A 16,352-nucleotide genomic window follows, 5' to 3' on the forward strand; every position below is an offset into this window, starting at 1 on the left:
ATGTTGGTTCCGTTTGGATTAGGGCGGACTAAGAGTAGCGGTAGTTGAAGGTGACCACCACGTTGCGGCCGGTTTCTGCCACGGCCTTGGTGATGCGGCGGCAGCCTTCGGCGTCGATGGTGAGGGGTTTTTCGACGACGACGTCGGCGCCCGCCTCGAGTGCCTCCACGATGTAGTCCGCGTGGGTGTAGTCCGGCGTGGTCACCACAATGCGGTCGATGTTGTTGGCCTGGAAGAAGGCGGTGAGGTCAGCGGGGTCAAACGAGGCCACGGGACCCGGAGCACCGAGCTCCTGGATGAGCTTCTGGTAGAACTCGACGCGGCCGGGGTTGACGTCGGAGAACGCCACCAGCTCGGCGGTGTCTTCGTGCGTGCCGAAAATAGCGCGGATATACATCTCGGAGCGCCCACCGTTGCCGATGAGGGCGATGCGGGCCCTGCTGCCCGCACCTGGCTCCGGAGCGGAGGTGGAGGCAGCGGTAGCAGAACTCGATTCGGCTGTGTTGACCATGAGGGTCCCTTCGGAGACGTTGACACTCGGCCGTGCTGCGGCAGGACAGAAAGCGTTTTCTCAGTGCCGCTACATGGTTTCTGTAAATAGACGCGCGGTCCCGTCAACCCTTAGCCTCTCCCAGAGAAAGCGTTTTCTGGCTGAAAGGTCTTTTTCTGCGGCGGCCCAGCCAACATTCGGCGCGCCGAACGCGCAGCCTCGCGCTTGGAAAGACGGACACCATCGGCATTGTGGTGCCGGACCTCGCCAACCCCACCTTCCAGGCGATCCTGCGCGGATTGAGCCGGGCTGCGGCGGAGGATGGCTACCGCGTCCTGATTGCCGATTCCTTCGAGGCCTCCAGCGAGGCAGCCATCCTGGCCGACGAAGCCCGCCGGCGCTGCGACGGCCTGGTGCTCTGTGCCCCGCGCATGAGCGACGCTGAGCTCGAGGAAATCGCACCATCGCTGCACCCGCTGGTCCTGATCAACCGGACGACGGCGGCTGCCGGGATTCCGAGCCTTGTGGTGGACCACGGGCAGGGAGTCCAGGACCTGGCCGAATACCTGGTGGGCCTCGGGCATACGCGCCTGGCCTTCCTGGCCGGCCCGGCAGGCAGCGCCTCCAATGGCCTCCGGCTCGAGGGCCTCGTGGCCATGGGCCTGATGAGCGGCCTGCACGAACGCGGCGTGGACGTTCCGGGCGACATCTCCGTCACCGGCTTCGACGACATCCCGTTCGCCCGCTACACCACGCCCACACTGACCACCGCGGCAGTCCCCATTGCCGAGCCCGGCGGCCAGGCCTGGCGTGAACTGCGGGCACTCATCCGCAAGGAAGGCCACGACGTCCCGGGCGGCCGGTACCAGCCGCGCCTGGAAATCCGGGCCAGCAGTGGCCCGGCCAAGGCGCGCCGTACTGCAGCCCCCGGCTGACCCGCACTATTCCTCCGCCGCGGGCCCAACCCCGCCCTCGCGGTAGTAGCCCTCGATGTGGGCAGCCACCAGCGTGGCCGCGTGCGCGCCGTCGTCGTTCCTGATGGCGGCCAGAATGTCGCGGTGCTCTGCCTGCAAGCGCGACGCCGTGGCAGCCCAGTCCGGGAGATTTGCCGTAAACCGGGCGGTGTAGCCCTGGATGGATTCGCGCAGCGAGCCCATCATGGCGCTGACCACGGCGTTACCGGCGGCGTCCGCGAGGGCCAGGTGGAACCGGATATCCAGCGCCAGGAAGTCATCCGCCGTCCGGGCAACGCGCTCGACGGCGTCCATCTCGCCTAGGAGCGTGGCGGCCAGTTCGAGCTCCGGAGCATCGGGCTTTGCCCGGGCGGCCGCCCAGGTCTCCAGCAGGATGCGCGTTTCCACGATGTCAGACACGGGCAGGTGCTGGGTGGCGACGTGGAGCCGAAGCGCCGAGCCGAGCGCTGCCGTCGGATCCGAAATCACCACAGTCCCCGCTTCCGGGCCGGAGCCAACCCCGGCGCGGACCACCCCCATGGCTTCCAGTATCCGGATGGCCTCTCGTACCGAGGTTCTTGACACGGCCAGCTGCTCGGCGAGTGCCCGCTCCGCAGGCAGGCGTCCGCCCACGCTCAGCGCTCCGTCGGAGAGCTGCCGTTCGATCCACGCCAGGACAAGTTGGTGCGTACGCATAAGACCATGCTAGTTGATGTGGTTGGACCACATGGTTTACAGTGTGGTTAGACCACAGCTCGAACCCTGCGCCAGGCCCACCAACGGAGGCAGCCATGACCCACACCATCCAGCCGGACAATCCCGAGGTCACGCCAGCCCCGGATGCCGCGGACCTCCCGGTGTTCACCGGCAGCGCGCCGAAGCCGGCCACCACCGGAGTCCCGGCCGCGCTTAAGCGCCGGATCCCCAAGTATTCGGACCTGGCCCCGCTGATGCAGTTCAAGAAGCCCGAGTTCAGTAAGGAAGCCCGGCTGAAGCGCGCCAGCACCATCTGGGACCTTCGCGACATGGCCAAGCGCCGCACGCCGCAGGCCCCGTTCGACTACACCGACGGCGCCGCCGAGGGCGAGATCACCCTGCGCCGCGCCCGGGAGGCCTTCCTGGACATCGAGTTCCGGCCCGGCATCCTGCGCAACGTCTCCAGCGTCGACCTCAGCACCGACATCCTGGGCAAGCCTTCCCGGCTGCCCCTGGGCATCGCCCCCACCGGCTTCACGCGCATGATGCAGTCCGAGGGTGAGTACGCCGGATCGCAGGCTGCAGAAGCCGCCGGCATTCCATACACCCTTTCCACCATGGGCACCGCCTCCATCGAGGACGTTGCAGCCGCCGCCCCGAACGGCCGCAACTGGTTCCAGTTGTATCTGTGGACGGACCGCGACCGGTCGCTGGAGCTGATCGAGCGCGCCGCCAAGGCCGGCAACGACACCCTTATGGTCACAGTGGACACCGCCGTCGCCGGCGCCCGCCTCCGCGACGTCCGCAACGGCATGACCATTCCGCCGGCACTGACCGTCAAGACCGTCCTGGATGCGTCCTACCGGCCGGCCTGGTGGTTCAACTTCCTCACGCACGAGCCGCTGACCTTTGCCTCGCTGTCCCGATACACCGGAACCGTGGCGGACCTCATCAACTCCATGTTCGACCCCACGCTGACGTTCGAGGACCTGGACTGGCTGCGTGAAACCTGGAAGGGCAAGCTCGTGGTCAAGGGCATCCAGACCGTGGAGGACGCCCGCAAGGTGGTGGCCCACGGCGCCGACGGGGTGGTGCTCTCCAACCATGGCGGCCGCCAACTGGACCGCGCACCCATCCCGTTCCACCTGCTGCCGGGCGTCAAGGAAGCCTTCACCAAGGACAACTCGGACGCGGCCATCATGCTGGACACGGGCATCATGAGCGGCGCGGACATCATCGCGGCCCTGGCCCTGGGCGCCGACTTCACGCTGATCGGCCGCGCCTACCTGTATGGCCTCATGGCCGGCGGCCGGGCGGGCGTGGACCGCACCCTGCAGATCCTCGAGAAGGACATGGCCCGCACCATGGCGCTTCTCGGTGTCAACAAAATCTCCGAGCTGACCCCGAACCACGTGCGCCTGCTCAACTAGTAGCCCCGCCCGCCCGTCCGCCCTGAGTTTTTGTCCAGATAATGGCACCAAAAGTCGATATTCCGGTCATTATCTGGACAAAAACTCAGAGTGGTGGGGCTACTTTTTGCGGCCGAACTTGGGGAGGTTCGGGAGGTTGGCCAGCAGGTCCGCGGCCTTTGTGGCGGCGCGGCCCACGGTGCGGCCGATCTGCTGCGGCACGGTGTCGTCGCTGAGCGGGGCTACGGAGCCGCCGGGAATCACGACGGCGGGACTCAGCTCGGCGCCCGGACGCTCCAGGATGGCAGCGATGGCGGCATTGTACGGCAGTGCGGTAGCCACGGTTTGCTCGGTGCCGGCGTCCGCCACAGCACGGGGTGACTTGGCGACGGCGGCTGCCGCGCCGACGTCGAACGTCTCCAGCCAGCTGACGATCCCCTCAAGCGGCTTGGGGTTCAGCGCGTAATAGCGCTTCTGGCCCTGCGCCCGCATGCTGACCAGTTGCGCCTCACGGAGGACTTTCAGGTGCTTGGAAATGGTGGGCTGGCTCGCGGAAAGTTCTTCCACCAACTCGCCCACGGCCTTGTCCCCGGCGCGCAGGGATACCAAAATGTCACGTCGGGTTGCTTCCGCAATGACGGCAAATACGTCGTCTGTCACCATGACTCCCACCCTAGCGACATATACGCCCCCGGGCATCAACTATTTCGCCCATGACCGTCCCGCGCGGGTTGAAAAAGGATCAGTCGAACCAGGGATCAAGGCCGTGCAGCGGGAAAACGGCTTTGCGGGTGGCCATGACCGTACGGTCCACGGCGTCGTTGGGGTCAAAGCCCACTTCCCAGGAACGCCACCAAAGCTCCGCATCGTCGCCCATCAGGCCCGGGGTGTCCATGCCGAACTTGTCCGAAACATAGGCGCGCCAATCCTCCGGCACCGGGGTCCGGAGCGGAACGGGACGCCCGGCGGCGATGCCGATCAGGTGGCTCCAGGACCGCGGCACAACGTCGGTGACGCTGTACCCGCCGCCGCCAGTGGCGATCCAGCGGTCCTCGCAGTGCCGGGCAGCGAGATTCCCGACGGCGGTGGCCGCCTCACGCTGACCGTCCACACTGATGTTCAGATGGGCCAACGGGTCAAGGCGGTGCGAGTCGCAGCCGTGCTGGCTCACGATGACTTCGGGCTGGAACGCGCCCACGAGCTGCGGCACCACTGCGTGGAAAGCACGCAGCCAGCCGGCATCGCCGGTGCCCGACGGCAGGGCAATGTTGACGGCACTGCCCTCAGCCTGCGGACCGCCGATCTCGTTCGCGAAACCGGTCCCTGGGAACAGCGTGAGTCCGCTTTCATGAAGGGAAATGGTCAGGACCCGGGGGTCGTCCCAGAAGATGCTTTCCGTCCCGTCGCCGTGGTGCGCATCAACGTCGATGTACGCCACACGGCGGATGCCGCCGTCGAGCAGTCTCCGGACGGCAAGGGCGGAGTCGTTATAGATGCAGAAACCGCTGGCGCGGTCACGGGCAGCGTGGTGCATACCCCCGCCGAAGTTCACGGCGTGGAGCGCGGACCCGTCCAGGATGGCGGACGCAGCGGCCAGGGATCCACCGGCAAGCCTTGCAGCGGCGTCGTGCATACCGGCGAAGGCTGGATCGTCGTCGGTGCCCAGCCCGCGGGCTTCGTCCGGCGAGGTCGGGTCGTCACTGACCTGGCGGACTGCAGCCACAAACTCAGGCGAGTGCACGGTTTCCAGTTCGGTATCGGACGCAACCTCCGGGGCCTCCACGGACACATGCGCAAAGTCCAGCAGGCCGAGGCTGCTTGCAAGCCTCGCCGTCAGGTCCAGCCGCGCGGGAGCCATCGGGTGGCCCGGGCCGAAATTGTAGGCCGTCATGGCGGAATTCCACACCACCATCGTTGGCGGCGCGGGCTGGCTGAGACCGGGCAGGAATGTCATCAATGACAGGCTACCGGAGGGCGCACCCGGCCCCGGCCCGGCCATAACGCGGGCATTAGTGGTTTACTACTGGAGGAAACAGTTTCAACCGAGGAAAAGCCCCCCATGACGCAACGCCAGTCGAGGCCCCGGAACCCGGCCAGCTGGCACCCGGCCGCACCGGGGCGCGAAGGCCTCTGGATCTTCACCCGTATCCGCGACTTCGTTGACGAAATTGCCAACACGTCGCCCGCACGGCTTGCCTTGAGCGCTTTCGGGACGGTCTGCCTGATCTTCACTTTCCTCCTGTCGCTGCCCATCTCCTCCGCCACCGGTATGGCCACTCCGATCCACCAGGCACTGTTCACGGCGGTGTCCGCCGTCTGCGTGACCGGCCTGACTGTTGTTTCGACGGCGGTGCACTGGTCATTTTTCGGCCAACTGGTCATCCTGATCGGCATCTTTGTGGGCGGATTGGGAACGCTGACGCTCGCCTCCCTGCTGGCCCTCATGGTGAGCAAGAAGCTTGGCGTCCGCGGCAAACTCATTGCCCAGGAGGCCATGAACAACGCCGGCCGGCTCGGTGAAGTGGGTACGCTGCTGCGCATCGTCATCACCACGTCCGTGGTGATCGAAGGTGTCCTGGCGCTTGCCCTGGTCCCCCGGTTCCTGACCCTCGGCGAGCCGTTCTGGCAGGCCGTCTGGCACGGTGTCTTTTACGCCATTTCTTCGTTCAATAACGCCGGATTCACCCCGCATTCAGACGGCATCGTGCCGTATGAGACCGATCCCTGGATCCTCATCCCGCTGATGCTCGGCGTATTCCTCGGCAGCCTGGGTTTTCCCGTTGTTATGGTCCTGCAGCAGAACGGGCTCAACTGGAAGAAGTGGAACCTGCACACCAAGCTGACCATCCAGGTGTCCTTCATCCTCCTCGCCGCGGGCACCGTGCTGTGGGGCCTGATGGAGTGGGACAACATACGGACCATCGGCGGCATGAACCTCGGCGACAAGATCACGCACTCGCTTTTTGCGTCCGTCATGACCCGCTCCGGCGGCTTCAACCTGGTGGACCAGAACCAGTTGGAGTCCACCACCATGCTGCTGACGGACGCCCTGATGTTCGCCGGCGGCGGCTCGGCGTCGACTGCGGGCGGCATCAAGGTGACCACGATCGCCGTGATGTTCCTGGCGATCGCGGCCGAAGCCCGCGGCGACGCGGACGTCAAGGTGTACGGCCGGACCATCCCGCAGGGCACCATGCGGGTGGCCATCTCCGTCATCGTGGCCGGCGCCACGCTGGTCTCCGTCTCCGCGTTCCTGCTGCTGCAGATCAGCGGCGCATCCCTGGACCGGGTGCTGTTCGAAACCATCTCCGCCTTCGCCACCGTGGGGCTGAGCACCAACCTCAGCGCCGAGCTGCCGCCGTCGGGCGTTTATGTCCTCACTGCCCTGATGTTCGCGGGCCGTGTGGGCACCGTTACCCTTGCAGCTGGGCTGGCCCTGCGTCAGCGCAGCCAGCTGTACCACTACCCGGAAGAGAGGCCCATCATTGGCTAATTCCTCAGGCGCCCCCAACCGCCCCGCCCACAACGCGCCGGTCCTGGTGATCGGGCTGGGCCGCTTCGGTTCATCCACCGCCGAGCAGCTGGTGAAACAGGGCCGCGAGGTGCTGGCGATCGAACGCGACCGGAGCCTGGTCCAGAAATGGGCACCGCTCCTCACCCACGTGGTGGAGGCCGATGCGACCAACATTGATGCGCTGCGCCAGCTCGGCGCCCAGGAGTTCAGCTCCGCCGTTTGTGGCGTGGGAACGTCCATCGAGTCCTCGGTGCTGATCACCGTGAACCTGGTGGATCTCGGCATCGAGCATCTTTGGGTCAAGGCCATCACACCCTCGCACGGCAAGATCCTCACCCGGATCGGCGCGAACCACGTGATCTACCCGGAGGCCGACGCCGGTGTCCGCGCCGCGCACCTGGTCTCCGGCCGCATGCTGGACTTCATCGAATTCGACGACGACTTCGCCATCGTGAAAATGTACCCGCCCCGTGAAACAGTCGGTTTCACGCTGGATGAGTCCAAGGTGCGCTCCAAGTACGGTGTGACCATCGTGGGTGTGAAGTCGCCCGGTGAGGACTTCACCTACGCCCGCCCGGAAACCAAGGTGTCCGCCCGCGACATGCTGATCGTGTCCGGGCATGTGGACCTGCTGGAACGGTTCGCCGCGCGGCCGTAGAACTCCGGAGTTTTTGTCCAGATAATGCCTCGAAAAGCCGCTTTTGGGTGCATTATCTGGACAAAAACTCTGCGCGGCTGGGGATTAGCCGAGCTGCCTGGTGATCTCTGCGGAGCGGTCCGCTGCGGCGCGGGCGCCGGCGGCGATGATGGACGGAATGCCGCGGTCGTCGAACGTGGCGATGGCCCGTTCGGTGGTGCCATTAGGGCTCGTCACTCCCTTGCGCAGGGCCGAAGGATCGGCGCCCGGCTCAGCCAGCATAAAGCCCGCGCCTGCGACTGTCTCCCGCGCCAGGAGCAACGACAGCTCGGGATCCAGACCCAGGTCGACGCCGGCAGCGGCCATGGCCTCGGCAAGGTAGAACGCGTAGGCGGGACCCGAGCCGCTGATGGCCGACACCGCATCCACCTGCTCCTCCGGCACCTCCACCACGGTGCCTGCGGCCCGCAGGATGTCCTTGACTGTCTGGAGCTGTTCCGGCGTGCAGTTGGTACCGGGTGAAACGGAGACGACGCCGCGGCCCAGCTTCGCAGGGGTGTTCGGCATGGTCCGGATCACCGGTTGTCCGGGAGGCAGTGCCGCTTCGAGTTGCGCCAGCGATACGGCTGCGGCGACGCTGACAACTACGGCCTTCGGGGACAGGGAGCCGCTGATTTCGCGGGCCAGGTCGATGATGCCCACCGGCTTCACACCAAGAATTACGACGGCGGATCCCTTGGCGGCGTCCTTGTTATTGTCCGGTTCCTCGTCGCCAGCGACAGCGGTAATGCCGTGGTGGCGCAACGCCAGCTCCTCGGCGCGTTCGGCACGCCTGACTGTAGCTATGACGTCGGCGGGGTTGGTCCCGGCGGCCAGTAGGCCCGAGAGGATGGCTTCGTTCATGGATCCACAGCCCAGAAAGGCGATTCGGTTACTCATGGTTCCATCATCGCAGTTCGGCTGGGCGGCTGCAGAAATGGAACGAATGGGACAACGCGGGAACCCGCCGAAACTGATTCACAGCGGACTCCCATGTTCGCTGCAGCTTGCACACAACTTCGCCGCTTAACGTAGTTATTACCTCATTGAGGGTGCGAGTGATGCGGCAAGCATGGGGATGTTTGCCCGAGGCGCCGGTGGTTTGCAGCAGGTTTTCCCCCATTTTCCTGCTGCGGACGCCGGCGCTTTCGCGTTAACGCTGTTTCAGGCGGGTGTGGACTCGATCGCCTGACGCACCGGGGCGGGCTGCACGATATGCGGGGCCGGATCCAGCGGACCGGCAAAGACCAGCTGGTCGAGCCGGCGCAGGATCAGCCCTTCACGCAGCGCCCAAGGGCAGATTCTGATCTTTTTGAACTTGAACATTTCCAGGGCGGCCTCGGCCACCAGGGCCCCGGCGAGGAGCTGATGCGCGCGGGCCTCGGACACGCCCGGCAGGAAGAGCCGGTCCTCGGCCTTCATGGCTGAAATGCGCTGCGCCCAGACGCCCAGGTCCGTGGCGTTGAGTGTGCGCTTCACGTAGGGGCCTGCGGCGCTGGGGGCGGCCCCTGCGACCCTGGCGAGCGACCTGAACGTCTTGGAGGTGCCGGCCACAACATTGGCGCGCCCCAAGCCGTCGAACTGCTTCACTGCGGGGGCCAGCGTGGCCCGGATATAACGGCGCACCTCCTTGACACTCTTGGCGGAAGGCGGGTCTTCGGCCAGCCAGTCGCGGGTCAGGCGGCTGGCGCCCAAGGGGACGGAGGTGGCCACTTCGGGCAGTTCGTCCTGCCCGAAGGCCATTTCGAAGGAGCCGCCGCCGATGTCCAGGTTCAGGATCGGTCCCGCACCCCAGCCGTACCAGCGGCGGACGGCGAAGAAGGTCATGGAGGCTTCTTCGCTGCCGGTCAGTTCCTGCAGGGTGACAGTGGTTTCGTGCTTGACCCGGGCCAGCACTGCAGGGCCGTTAGTGGCTTCACGGATGGCCGACGTACAGAAAGCCAACAGGTCGTCCGCTTTGTGCCTGGCGGCGAACTCCCAGGCTTCAAGGACGAATTCGGTCAGCTCGTGCTGTCCTTCGTCGGTGATGTTGCCGTCGGTATCCAGGTATTGGACCAGGGACAAGGGCCGTTTGTGCGACGCAAAAGGCACCGGACGCGCGCCAGGGTGGGCATCCACCAAGAGAAGGTGGACAGTGTTTGACCCGATATCGAGGACGCCTAGCCGCATCCTGCCATTATTCCCCCGCCCGGGCCCTCACCCACAACCTGCGCAGAAAATGTCAGTTTGCGGAGGCGTCCTCTGGTGCACCGTCCGGAAGTTCATCGGCGCGCTTGAAGTCGCGCTTGATGTTGGCGACGCCCTCCGGGTTGATCTCAAACCCGTATGCAGCGCCGGGGTTGATCACCATGCCCAATTCCTCGCCAATGTTGGCGATGATGGCTGCACCCTGGGTCCCCAGGACGTTCGGGGCCGCCTCAAGATACTGCTCGTCGACGCGGCTGGGGTGCGAGAACACCGCAAGGACGGGCTCGCCGTCAGCGTTCGCCAATACCAGCGGCTCCACCTGGGAGTCCTCCCCCTCGATCCCGTCGGTGCTGATGACGTAGACCTCGCTGTTGAGGAAGGACAGGATGACATCCACCGGGCTACCCTCGGGCTGGCCGCCCTGGGCGAGCTTCTCTTCGAGGTCGTTGAGCGGCGTGAGATCGGCTGTGCCGGGCTGTTCAGTCATGTATCTACTCGACCACGTTGGAGAGCCCGGCGCAATTCCGCCCCTATTTACTTCTTGGCTGGAGCCTTCTTCTTTGCCGGAGCCTTGCGGGCCGTGGTGGTGCGTTTGACCGGCCCCTTGGCCCGCTTCTCAGCGAGGAGTTCAACCGCTTGTTCCCGGGTCAGCTCCTCCAGGGACGTGGACCGCGGGACGGTGATGTTGGTGATGCCGTCCGTGATGTACGGCCCGAAACGGCCTTCCTTCACCACGATGTTCTTCTCGGAAACGGGGTCCGGTCCGAACTCGGCCAGCGGGGCTACCGCGGCACGGGCGCCGCGCTGCTTGGGCTGGGAGTAGATCTCGAGCGCCTGCTCCAGCGTGATGGTGAAGATTTCCTCTTCGGTGCCGATGGAGCGGGAGTCCGTGCCCTTCTTCAAGTACGGGCCGAAGCGTCCGTTCTGCACCGTAATGAGATTGCCTTCGGCGTCCTCGCCCAGGGCACGGGGCAAGCTCATCAGCTGCATCGCTTCATCCAGCGTGACGGAGTCCACCGTCATGGACGCAAACAGCGAACCGGTGCGCGGCTTAGCCTTGACAGGCTTCTTCGGCGGCTTCGGCTTGCCGTTTTTGTAGTACTCCACGGGCTGGTTGGCCAGCTGTTCCTCGGTCATCTCGGGGATGACTTCGGTGACGTAGGCGCCGTAGCGTCCGTTCTTCGCCACCACGGTGTGCCCGGTGTGCGGGTCAGCGCCGAGGACGCGTTCTTCCGGCGCGGCCGTCTCCATCAGCTCGATGGCCTTGGCCGCGGTCAGTTCGTCCGGCGCCAGGTCCTCCGGGACGTTGGCTCGGGAGTTTTCCACGATTTCGCCGGTCTTCGGATCAACGGTGGCGGCGGAGCTTTCCAGGTACGGACCGAATTTGCCCACCCGCAACGTGATCTCGTCCGTGATGGGAATGGAGTTGATTTCCCGGGCGTCAATGTCGCCCAGGTTGTTCACGATGCTCAGCAGGCCCGGATCTGCGTCTTCACCAAAGTAGAAGTGCTTGAGCCACGCGGAACCCACAGCCTGGCCGTTGGCGATCTTGTCCAGGTCGCCTTCCATGTCCGCCGTGAATTCGTAGTCCACGTAGTCGGTGAAGTGCTGCTCCAGCAGGCGGATCACCGAGAACGCGATCCAGCTGGGTACCAGGGCAGAGCCCTGCTTCCGGACGTAGCCCCGGTCCTGGATGGTGGAGATGGTGGAGGCGTAGGTCGACGGGCGGCCGATGCCCTTCTTTTCCAGCTCGGCGGTCAGCGACGCTTCGGTGAAGCGCGGCGGCGGCGAGGTCTCGTGGCCCACAGCCAGAATGTCCGACGCCGTGAGGGCATCGTCCTTGGCCACGTTCGGCAACCGTCGGGCTTCGTCGGAGTCGTCGTCCCCGCGGCTTTCGTCCTTGCCTTCTTCGTAGGCGGCCAGGAAGCCGGGGAAAGTGATGACCGTACCGGAGGCGGAGAACTCAGCGTCCCTGCCGTCAGTAGCTACTGCACCCAGGCGGATGGTCGCCGTCGAGCCCTTGGCGTCACCCATCTGGGAGGCGATGGTGCGCTTCCAGATCAGTTCGTACAGGCGGAACTCGTCGCCGGAGAGCTGCTTGGCAACCTGCGCCGGCGTGCGGAACGAGTCACCGGCGGGGCGGATGGCCTCGTGGGCTTCCTGCGCGTTAGCGGCCTTGCTGGTGTAGACCCGAGGCGACGCCGGGATGTATTCCGGGCCGTACAGTTCCGAGGCCTGGCGGCGGGCGGCCGTGACGGCTTCGTCGCTCAGCGCCGAGGAGTCGGTACGCATATAGGTGATGTAGCCGTTTTCGTACAGCCGCTGGGCCACCTGCATGGTGCTCTTGGAGGTGAAGCGCAGCTTGCGGCCGGCCTCCTGCTGCAGCGTGGAGGTGGTGAACGGCGCTGCTGGACGGCGGGTGTACGGCTTGGTGTCCACGGACCGGACGCGGAAGTCCGCATCCTGGAGTCCTGCGGCCAGCGAGGTGGCCAGTTCCTCGTTCAGGTGCGCCGCGTTGCGCGCGGTAAGGACGCCGTCGTCATTAAAGTCCCGGCCCGAAGCCACTTTGGCGCCGTCAACGGAGGCGAGCTTTGCCTTGAACGAAGCGGAACCGGCACCAAACTGGCCCGTGAGGTCCCAGTAGGAAGCCGAGGTGAACGCCATGCGTTCGCGTTCACGGTCCACCACCATGCGCGTGACCACGGACTGCACGCGGCCAGCGGACAGGCCGCGTGCCACCTTGCGCCACAGCACGGGAGAAATCTCGTAACCATAGAGGCGGTCCAGGACACGGCGAGTCTCCTGAGCATCCACCAGTGCCGTATCAACATCGCGCAGGTTGCCCATGGCGCGCTGGATGGCTTCCTTGGTGATTTCACCGAACGTCATCCGGTAGACGGGCACCTTGGGCTTGAGCACTTCCAGCAGGTGCCACGCGATGGCCTCGCCCTCGCGGTCCCCATCGGTTGCGAGATAGAGGGCGTCGGCATCCTTGAGGGCGGCCTTCAGTTCGGTGACCTTTTTCCGTTTGTCCGCAGACACCACGTAATAGGGTTTGAAGTCGTTTTCGATGTCGACGGCGAACTTGCCCACCGAGGTTTTCTTCAGTTCTGCGGGAAGCTCGGACGGCTGCGGCAGGTCTCGGATGTGACCAACGGAGGCCTCTACGATGAAGCCCTCGCCGAGGTACTTGGCGATGGTCTTGCTCTTGGCCGGAGACTCCACAATCACGAGTTTCTTGCCGGTTTTGGCCTTGCTTGGCACGGTGCTCCTACAGAAAAAGGTTGCTCGGGCAGATGAGCCCATACTCGCCTAGTTCACCATATTTTGGACAATCGTGCGCATTCATGTGGAAAACCCGCCGACTCATCGGGCACGTCAAGGACCCCGTTTTGGGGTGTTCCAAAGCGCGCCAAACCTCTATGCGGCAGGTTCGGAGGGAACCAGGAAACCGTCGCTGACCAGGTTCGCGACGTCCTCGAGCAGCCTGGTCCGGAACGCATCGCCGTCGAACCCGTCCTCCCCCGCGAGGCTCCCGCCGAGCAGCGCCGCGAGGGCCCCGATGATCTGGCCGACGGAGAGGTCACCGTCGCAGGCGGAGACCAATCCGGCGAGTTCGGTGCTGAGCAGATTGGTCCGGCGCAGGCCGGCACCCTGGCGCAGCAGGATCACGCCCGGGTGCTCGGCGCCGGGACGCTGATGCCGTTCCTCCGTGACGTCGTCCGCCACGAGCAGATGCGCGTCCGCCAGGCTGTTGGCGGCCAGCCAGTCGGAACGCTCGACGGCGGCGCCCAAGTGGGGCCCGATGGGCTGCTCAATGGGGTACGTAATTTCCTCGAACCGGCTGATGGCGGCGGCACTGGCTTCCGCCGGCGGCCGGCGCAGCCAGATCATGCCGAAGCCGATCCCCGCCACGTTCCGGGACGCGAAGTCCGCCAGGTACGCGGCATAGGCGTCCCGGTAATGCATGCGGTCGCGGGATTCTGATGCGTCCTGCAGCCACGTTTCGGCGTACTGTTCCGGGCCCACCTGCTCGCGCTGGATGAACCAGGCGTCCGCATCCGGACCGATCCAGCTTTTGGGCCGCTCGTGCCACTCGGCCCCGGCGGGAATTTCCCAGTTGCCCAGCAGTTGCGCGGTGCCGCCGGGAGCCAGGGCGCCGGGCAATGCTGCCACGAGCGAGGCCACGATGTCGTCGCCCGGCAGCCCGCCGTCGCGGTAGGTGAACTGCCCGGACGCAGGTTCGCCTACCGTCCGCGGCGTGATGACGAACGGCGGGTTGGACACCACAAGCTCGAATTCCTCACCGGCCACGGGCTCCAGGAGCGACCCCAGGCGAAGGCTGACCCGGTCCGCCAGGTGTTGCGGGTCCACGTGCAGGGCCTGGGCATTCAGGAGCAGGTTGAACCGGGTGAAGGCCAGAGCCCGCTCCGAGATGTCCGTCGCTGTGACGTGCTCGGCATGGTGCAGGAGGTGGAAGGACTGGATACCGCAGCCCGTGCCCAAATCCAGGGCCTTGGCGACGTGGCGCCGGACGGTGGTCTGCACCAGCGTGGTGGATGCCTGACCGATCCCCAGCACATAGTCGTGCCGCAGCACGCCGTCCTGCTGGTGCGCGGCGAGGTCGCTGGCCACCCACAGCTCGGCGCCGCCGCTGCCGTCCTCGTTGGAATCCCAGCCGTACGGCCGCAGATCTGCTCTTGCCTGCAGCAGATCCGGCGCCGGCTGCCCGGCGCCGGGCAGATCAGAGCCGGGCACGGACATAAGCAGCCCCAGCTCGACCAGGCCGTCGGACCGGATTCCCGGCAGGGCGGCGTCGAGCGTTTCCCGCGTTTGCGGTTCCGCCAGGAGCCAGAGACGTACGACGGCGGCGAGCGCCGACGCCGTGTTCTCACCGTTCGCAGGCCCACCCTTCGCCGCATCATTCCGGAGGGCGCTTTCGGTGGCCAGCAAAGCCGGGATGATCTGGTCCCGGTTCAGCGCGCGGTAGGCGGACTCGCCCAGGAGCCCGGCCACGCCGTCGAGCGTGTAGTCCACCCGGCGCAGGTCCGCGGCGAGCGCCGTCAGCAGTTCGGGGCGGTCGCTGCGCGGGGCATCGGGGGTGTTGCCGGCCAGGAAAAGCGTGGAATCATTCACCGCCCAAGTCTATTGGCGGGCAGGCTTCCCCCTGACGGTCGCCGCGAGCGCTGCCTCCACGCCGCCTTCCCGTCGGTGCTCATGCCGCGCCACCACGAATCCCCCTTCGCGTAGGCGTCCTTGCCCCAGCGTTTCTCCACCTCGTCCTTGTACTGCGCGTGGTCGAAACCTTTGAACATGTCTTCTGCCATGATTTCGCCACCTCCTTTCACTGCTTCGACGGTTTGAGTGACCGACGCGATCTGCCGCGCCAGCCTGACCTGTTCCCGCTTGAGCCATGCCAAATGCCCGGTGAGGGCGTTGGCCGCCCGATTCGTCGTCGAGCACCTGCCTGATTACCGGCAGGCCCAGCCCCAGGCCGCGACGCGTCCTGCTGGTGGTCCCTGCGAGCCGGGCAATGTCCTGGATGGACCAGTCCATATGTTCCTTCTTCCCGGTATGTTGGCGGAATAAGTCCGGGGTTGTGATCCGGCTGATGGTTCAACGATAAATTTTGACGTAGCGTCAAGGTCAAGGGTCTGAATCACGGAGCACAGGCGGGGCCGGGTAAATTGGCAGCATGGTTCTGTTTCCTTCCTCCCTGCCGCGCGCCGTCTCCGCTGTGGCTGCAGCAACTGTCCTCCTGGGCGCCTCCGGCTGCGCGCAGCAGCTTTCGGTCGAGAACGCCGACGTGCCGGCCTGGAAGGCCACCGCGATGCCATCGGCCAGCGGCATTGTTGCCGAAGACTCTGGCAGGATTCTCAACGCCCAGCCCATTGACCATGGGGAGACTGTGCCGGCAGGCAAGTACACATTGACGCTTGTCTGCGAAGGCGGCGGCAAGGCCTTCCTCGCAGTGCGGTCCGGCGGCAAAGCGCTTGCCGACCTCGGAGCGGCCTGCTACGGCACGCCGGAGTCCCGCAAAATAACTCTGCCGCAATCCGGGCCGCTGGAGCTCAGTGCCTCCAGCGTTGACGCGCCGGTGATCTACGCTTACCAACTGGTAACCGCGGGATAGTTGCCGGCCACTCCCGCACGACCGGCTTTCCTGTCACCTACTCGAGGCTCTGGATTGAGTCCGTGCCGGGCATAGGGTCGGAGTATGCCCGCAACGCAGGGGGCGCCGCCGACCCGCAGGGCTGTACTTCGTCCGGGTCCTTACCCGTCCCGGTCAGTCCCGGCGCGCACCCGGGTGAGGGGCGCCGTCGTACTGTGGACGGCGGGCGCCCTGGTGGCCGGATCTGCGCTCACCGGATGTGAATACACGTATAACGAGGGATGGCGGCCCGCCGAGAACGCCCCGACCGCTCCG

12 protein-coding genes and 3 pseudogenes are annotated in these 16,352 nt (G+C 65.8%); 5 read left to right on the forward strand and 10 right to left on the reverse strand.

The window, feature by feature from the left end:
* Positions 1-31: 31 nt before the first annotated feature.
* Positions 32-511 (reverse strand): annotated as a pseudogene (locus tag QK290_RS07890) (Gfo/Idh/MocA family oxidoreductase); the annotation flags it as partial.
* 191 nt (positions 512-702) lie between these two features.
* On the opposite strand from QK290_RS07890, the pseudogene QK290_RS07895 reads away from it, so the two are divergent.
* Positions 703-1,425: pseudogene (locus tag QK290_RS07895) on the forward strand (substrate-binding domain-containing protein); the annotation flags it as partial.
* Between the two features lie 6 nt (positions 1,426-1,431).
* Here the strand turns inward: QK290_RS07895 and QK290_RS07900 are convergent.
* Positions 1,432-2,139, reverse strand: a complete 708-nt coding sequence (locus QK290_RS07900) for an FCD domain-containing protein (protein ID WP_282330136.1) — start codon at positions 2,137-2,139, stop codon at positions 1,432-1,434.
* 95 nt (positions 2,140-2,234) lie between these two features.
* Here QK290_RS07900 and QK290_RS07905 point away from each other — a divergent pair, with 95 nt between their 5' ends.
* Entirely contained in the window at positions 2,235-3,569 is a 1,335-nt protein-coding gene (locus QK290_RS07905) for an alpha-hydroxy acid oxidase (protein WP_282330137.1), read from the forward strand.
* A gap of 99 nt (positions 3,570-3,668) precedes the next feature.
* On the opposite strand, the gene QK290_RS07910 is transcribed toward QK290_RS07905, so the two are convergent.
* Together QK290_RS07910 and QK290_RS07915 are read right to left on the reverse strand one after the other, a co-directional pair.
* Complete coding sequence (locus tag QK290_RS07910) at positions 3,669-4,211, reverse strand: metalloregulator ArsR/SmtB family transcription factor (RefSeq protein ID WP_282330138.1); 543 nt, start codon at positions 4,209-4,211, stop codon at positions 3,669-3,671.
* 79 nt (positions 4,212-4,290) lie between these two features.
* Entirely contained in the window at positions 4,291-5,502 is a 1,212-nt protein-coding gene (locus tag QK290_RS07915; RefSeq protein WP_282330139.1) for an acetoin utilization protein AcuC, read from the reverse strand.
* A gap of 105 nt (positions 5,503-5,607) precedes the next feature.
* On the opposite strand from QK290_RS07915, the gene QK290_RS07920 reads away from it, so the two are divergent.
* Together QK290_RS07920 and QK290_RS07925 are read left to right on the forward strand one after the other, a co-directional pair.
* Positions 5,608-7,041 (forward strand): potassium transporter TrkG, encoded by a 1,434-nt coding sequence (locus tag QK290_RS07920; protein ID WP_282330141.1) that lies wholly within the window; start codon positions 5,608-5,610, stop codon positions 7,039-7,041.
* On the forward strand, positions 7,034-7,720 hold the full coding sequence (locus QK290_RS07925; RefSeq protein ID WP_104060499.1) for a TrkA family potassium uptake protein: 687 nt from the start codon (positions 7,034-7,036) through the stop codon (positions 7,718-7,720). Before QK290_RS07920 ends, QK290_RS07925 begins: the two co-directional genes overlap by 8 nt.
* An 84-nt stretch (positions 7,721-7,804) precedes the next feature.
* On the opposite strand, the gene proC is transcribed toward QK290_RS07925, so the two are convergent.
* From proC to QK290_RS07955, 6 genes and pseudogenes are all read right to left on the reverse strand, one after another.
* Complete coding sequence (gene proC / locus QK290_RS07930; protein ID WP_282330142.1) at positions 7,805-8,638, reverse strand: pyrroline-5-carboxylate reductase; 834 nt, start codon at positions 8,636-8,638, stop codon at positions 7,805-7,807.
* A gap of 264 nt (positions 8,639-8,902) precedes the next feature.
* A complete protein-coding gene (locus QK290_RS07935) occupies positions 8,903-9,907 on the reverse strand; it encodes a Ppx/GppA phosphatase family protein (protein WP_282330143.1) in 1,005 nt (334 codons plus the stop codon).
* Between the two features lie 52 nt (positions 9,908-9,959).
* The gene (locus QK290_RS07940) at positions 9,960-10,412 is read right to left on the reverse strand and encodes an SseB family protein (RefSeq protein ID WP_282330144.1); all 453 of its coding nucleotides are present in this window, start codon (positions 10,410-10,412) and stop codon (positions 9,960-9,962) included.
* 47 nt (positions 10,413-10,459) lie between these two features.
* On the reverse strand, positions 10,460-13,189 hold the full coding sequence (gene topA / locus QK290_RS07945) for a type I DNA topoisomerase (RefSeq protein WP_282330145.1): 2,730 nt from the start codon (positions 13,187-13,189) through the stop codon (positions 10,460-10,462).
* Between the two features lie 156 nt (positions 13,190-13,345).
* Positions 13,346-15,061, reverse strand: a complete 1,716-nt coding sequence (locus QK290_RS07950; protein WP_282330146.1) for a methyltransferase — start codon at positions 15,059-15,061, stop codon at positions 13,346-13,348.
* Positions 15,062-15,108: 47 nt separating this feature from the next.
* A pseudogene (locus QK290_RS07955) lies at positions 15,109-15,481 on the reverse strand (MerR family transcriptional regulator); the annotation flags it as partial.
* 139 nt (positions 15,482-15,620) lie between these two features.
* Here QK290_RS07955 and QK290_RS07960 point away from each other — a divergent pair.
* Entirely contained in the window at positions 15,621-16,058 is a 438-nt protein-coding gene (locus QK290_RS07960) for a hypothetical protein (RefSeq protein WP_282330147.1), read from the forward strand.
* Positions 16,059-16,352 lie beyond the last annotated feature (294 nt).

The organism is Pseudarthrobacter sp. AL07 (assembly GCF_029960665.1).
In the GTDB taxonomy this organism is placed as follows: domain Bacteria; phylum Actinomycetota; class Actinomycetes; order Actinomycetales; family Micrococcaceae; genus Arthrobacter.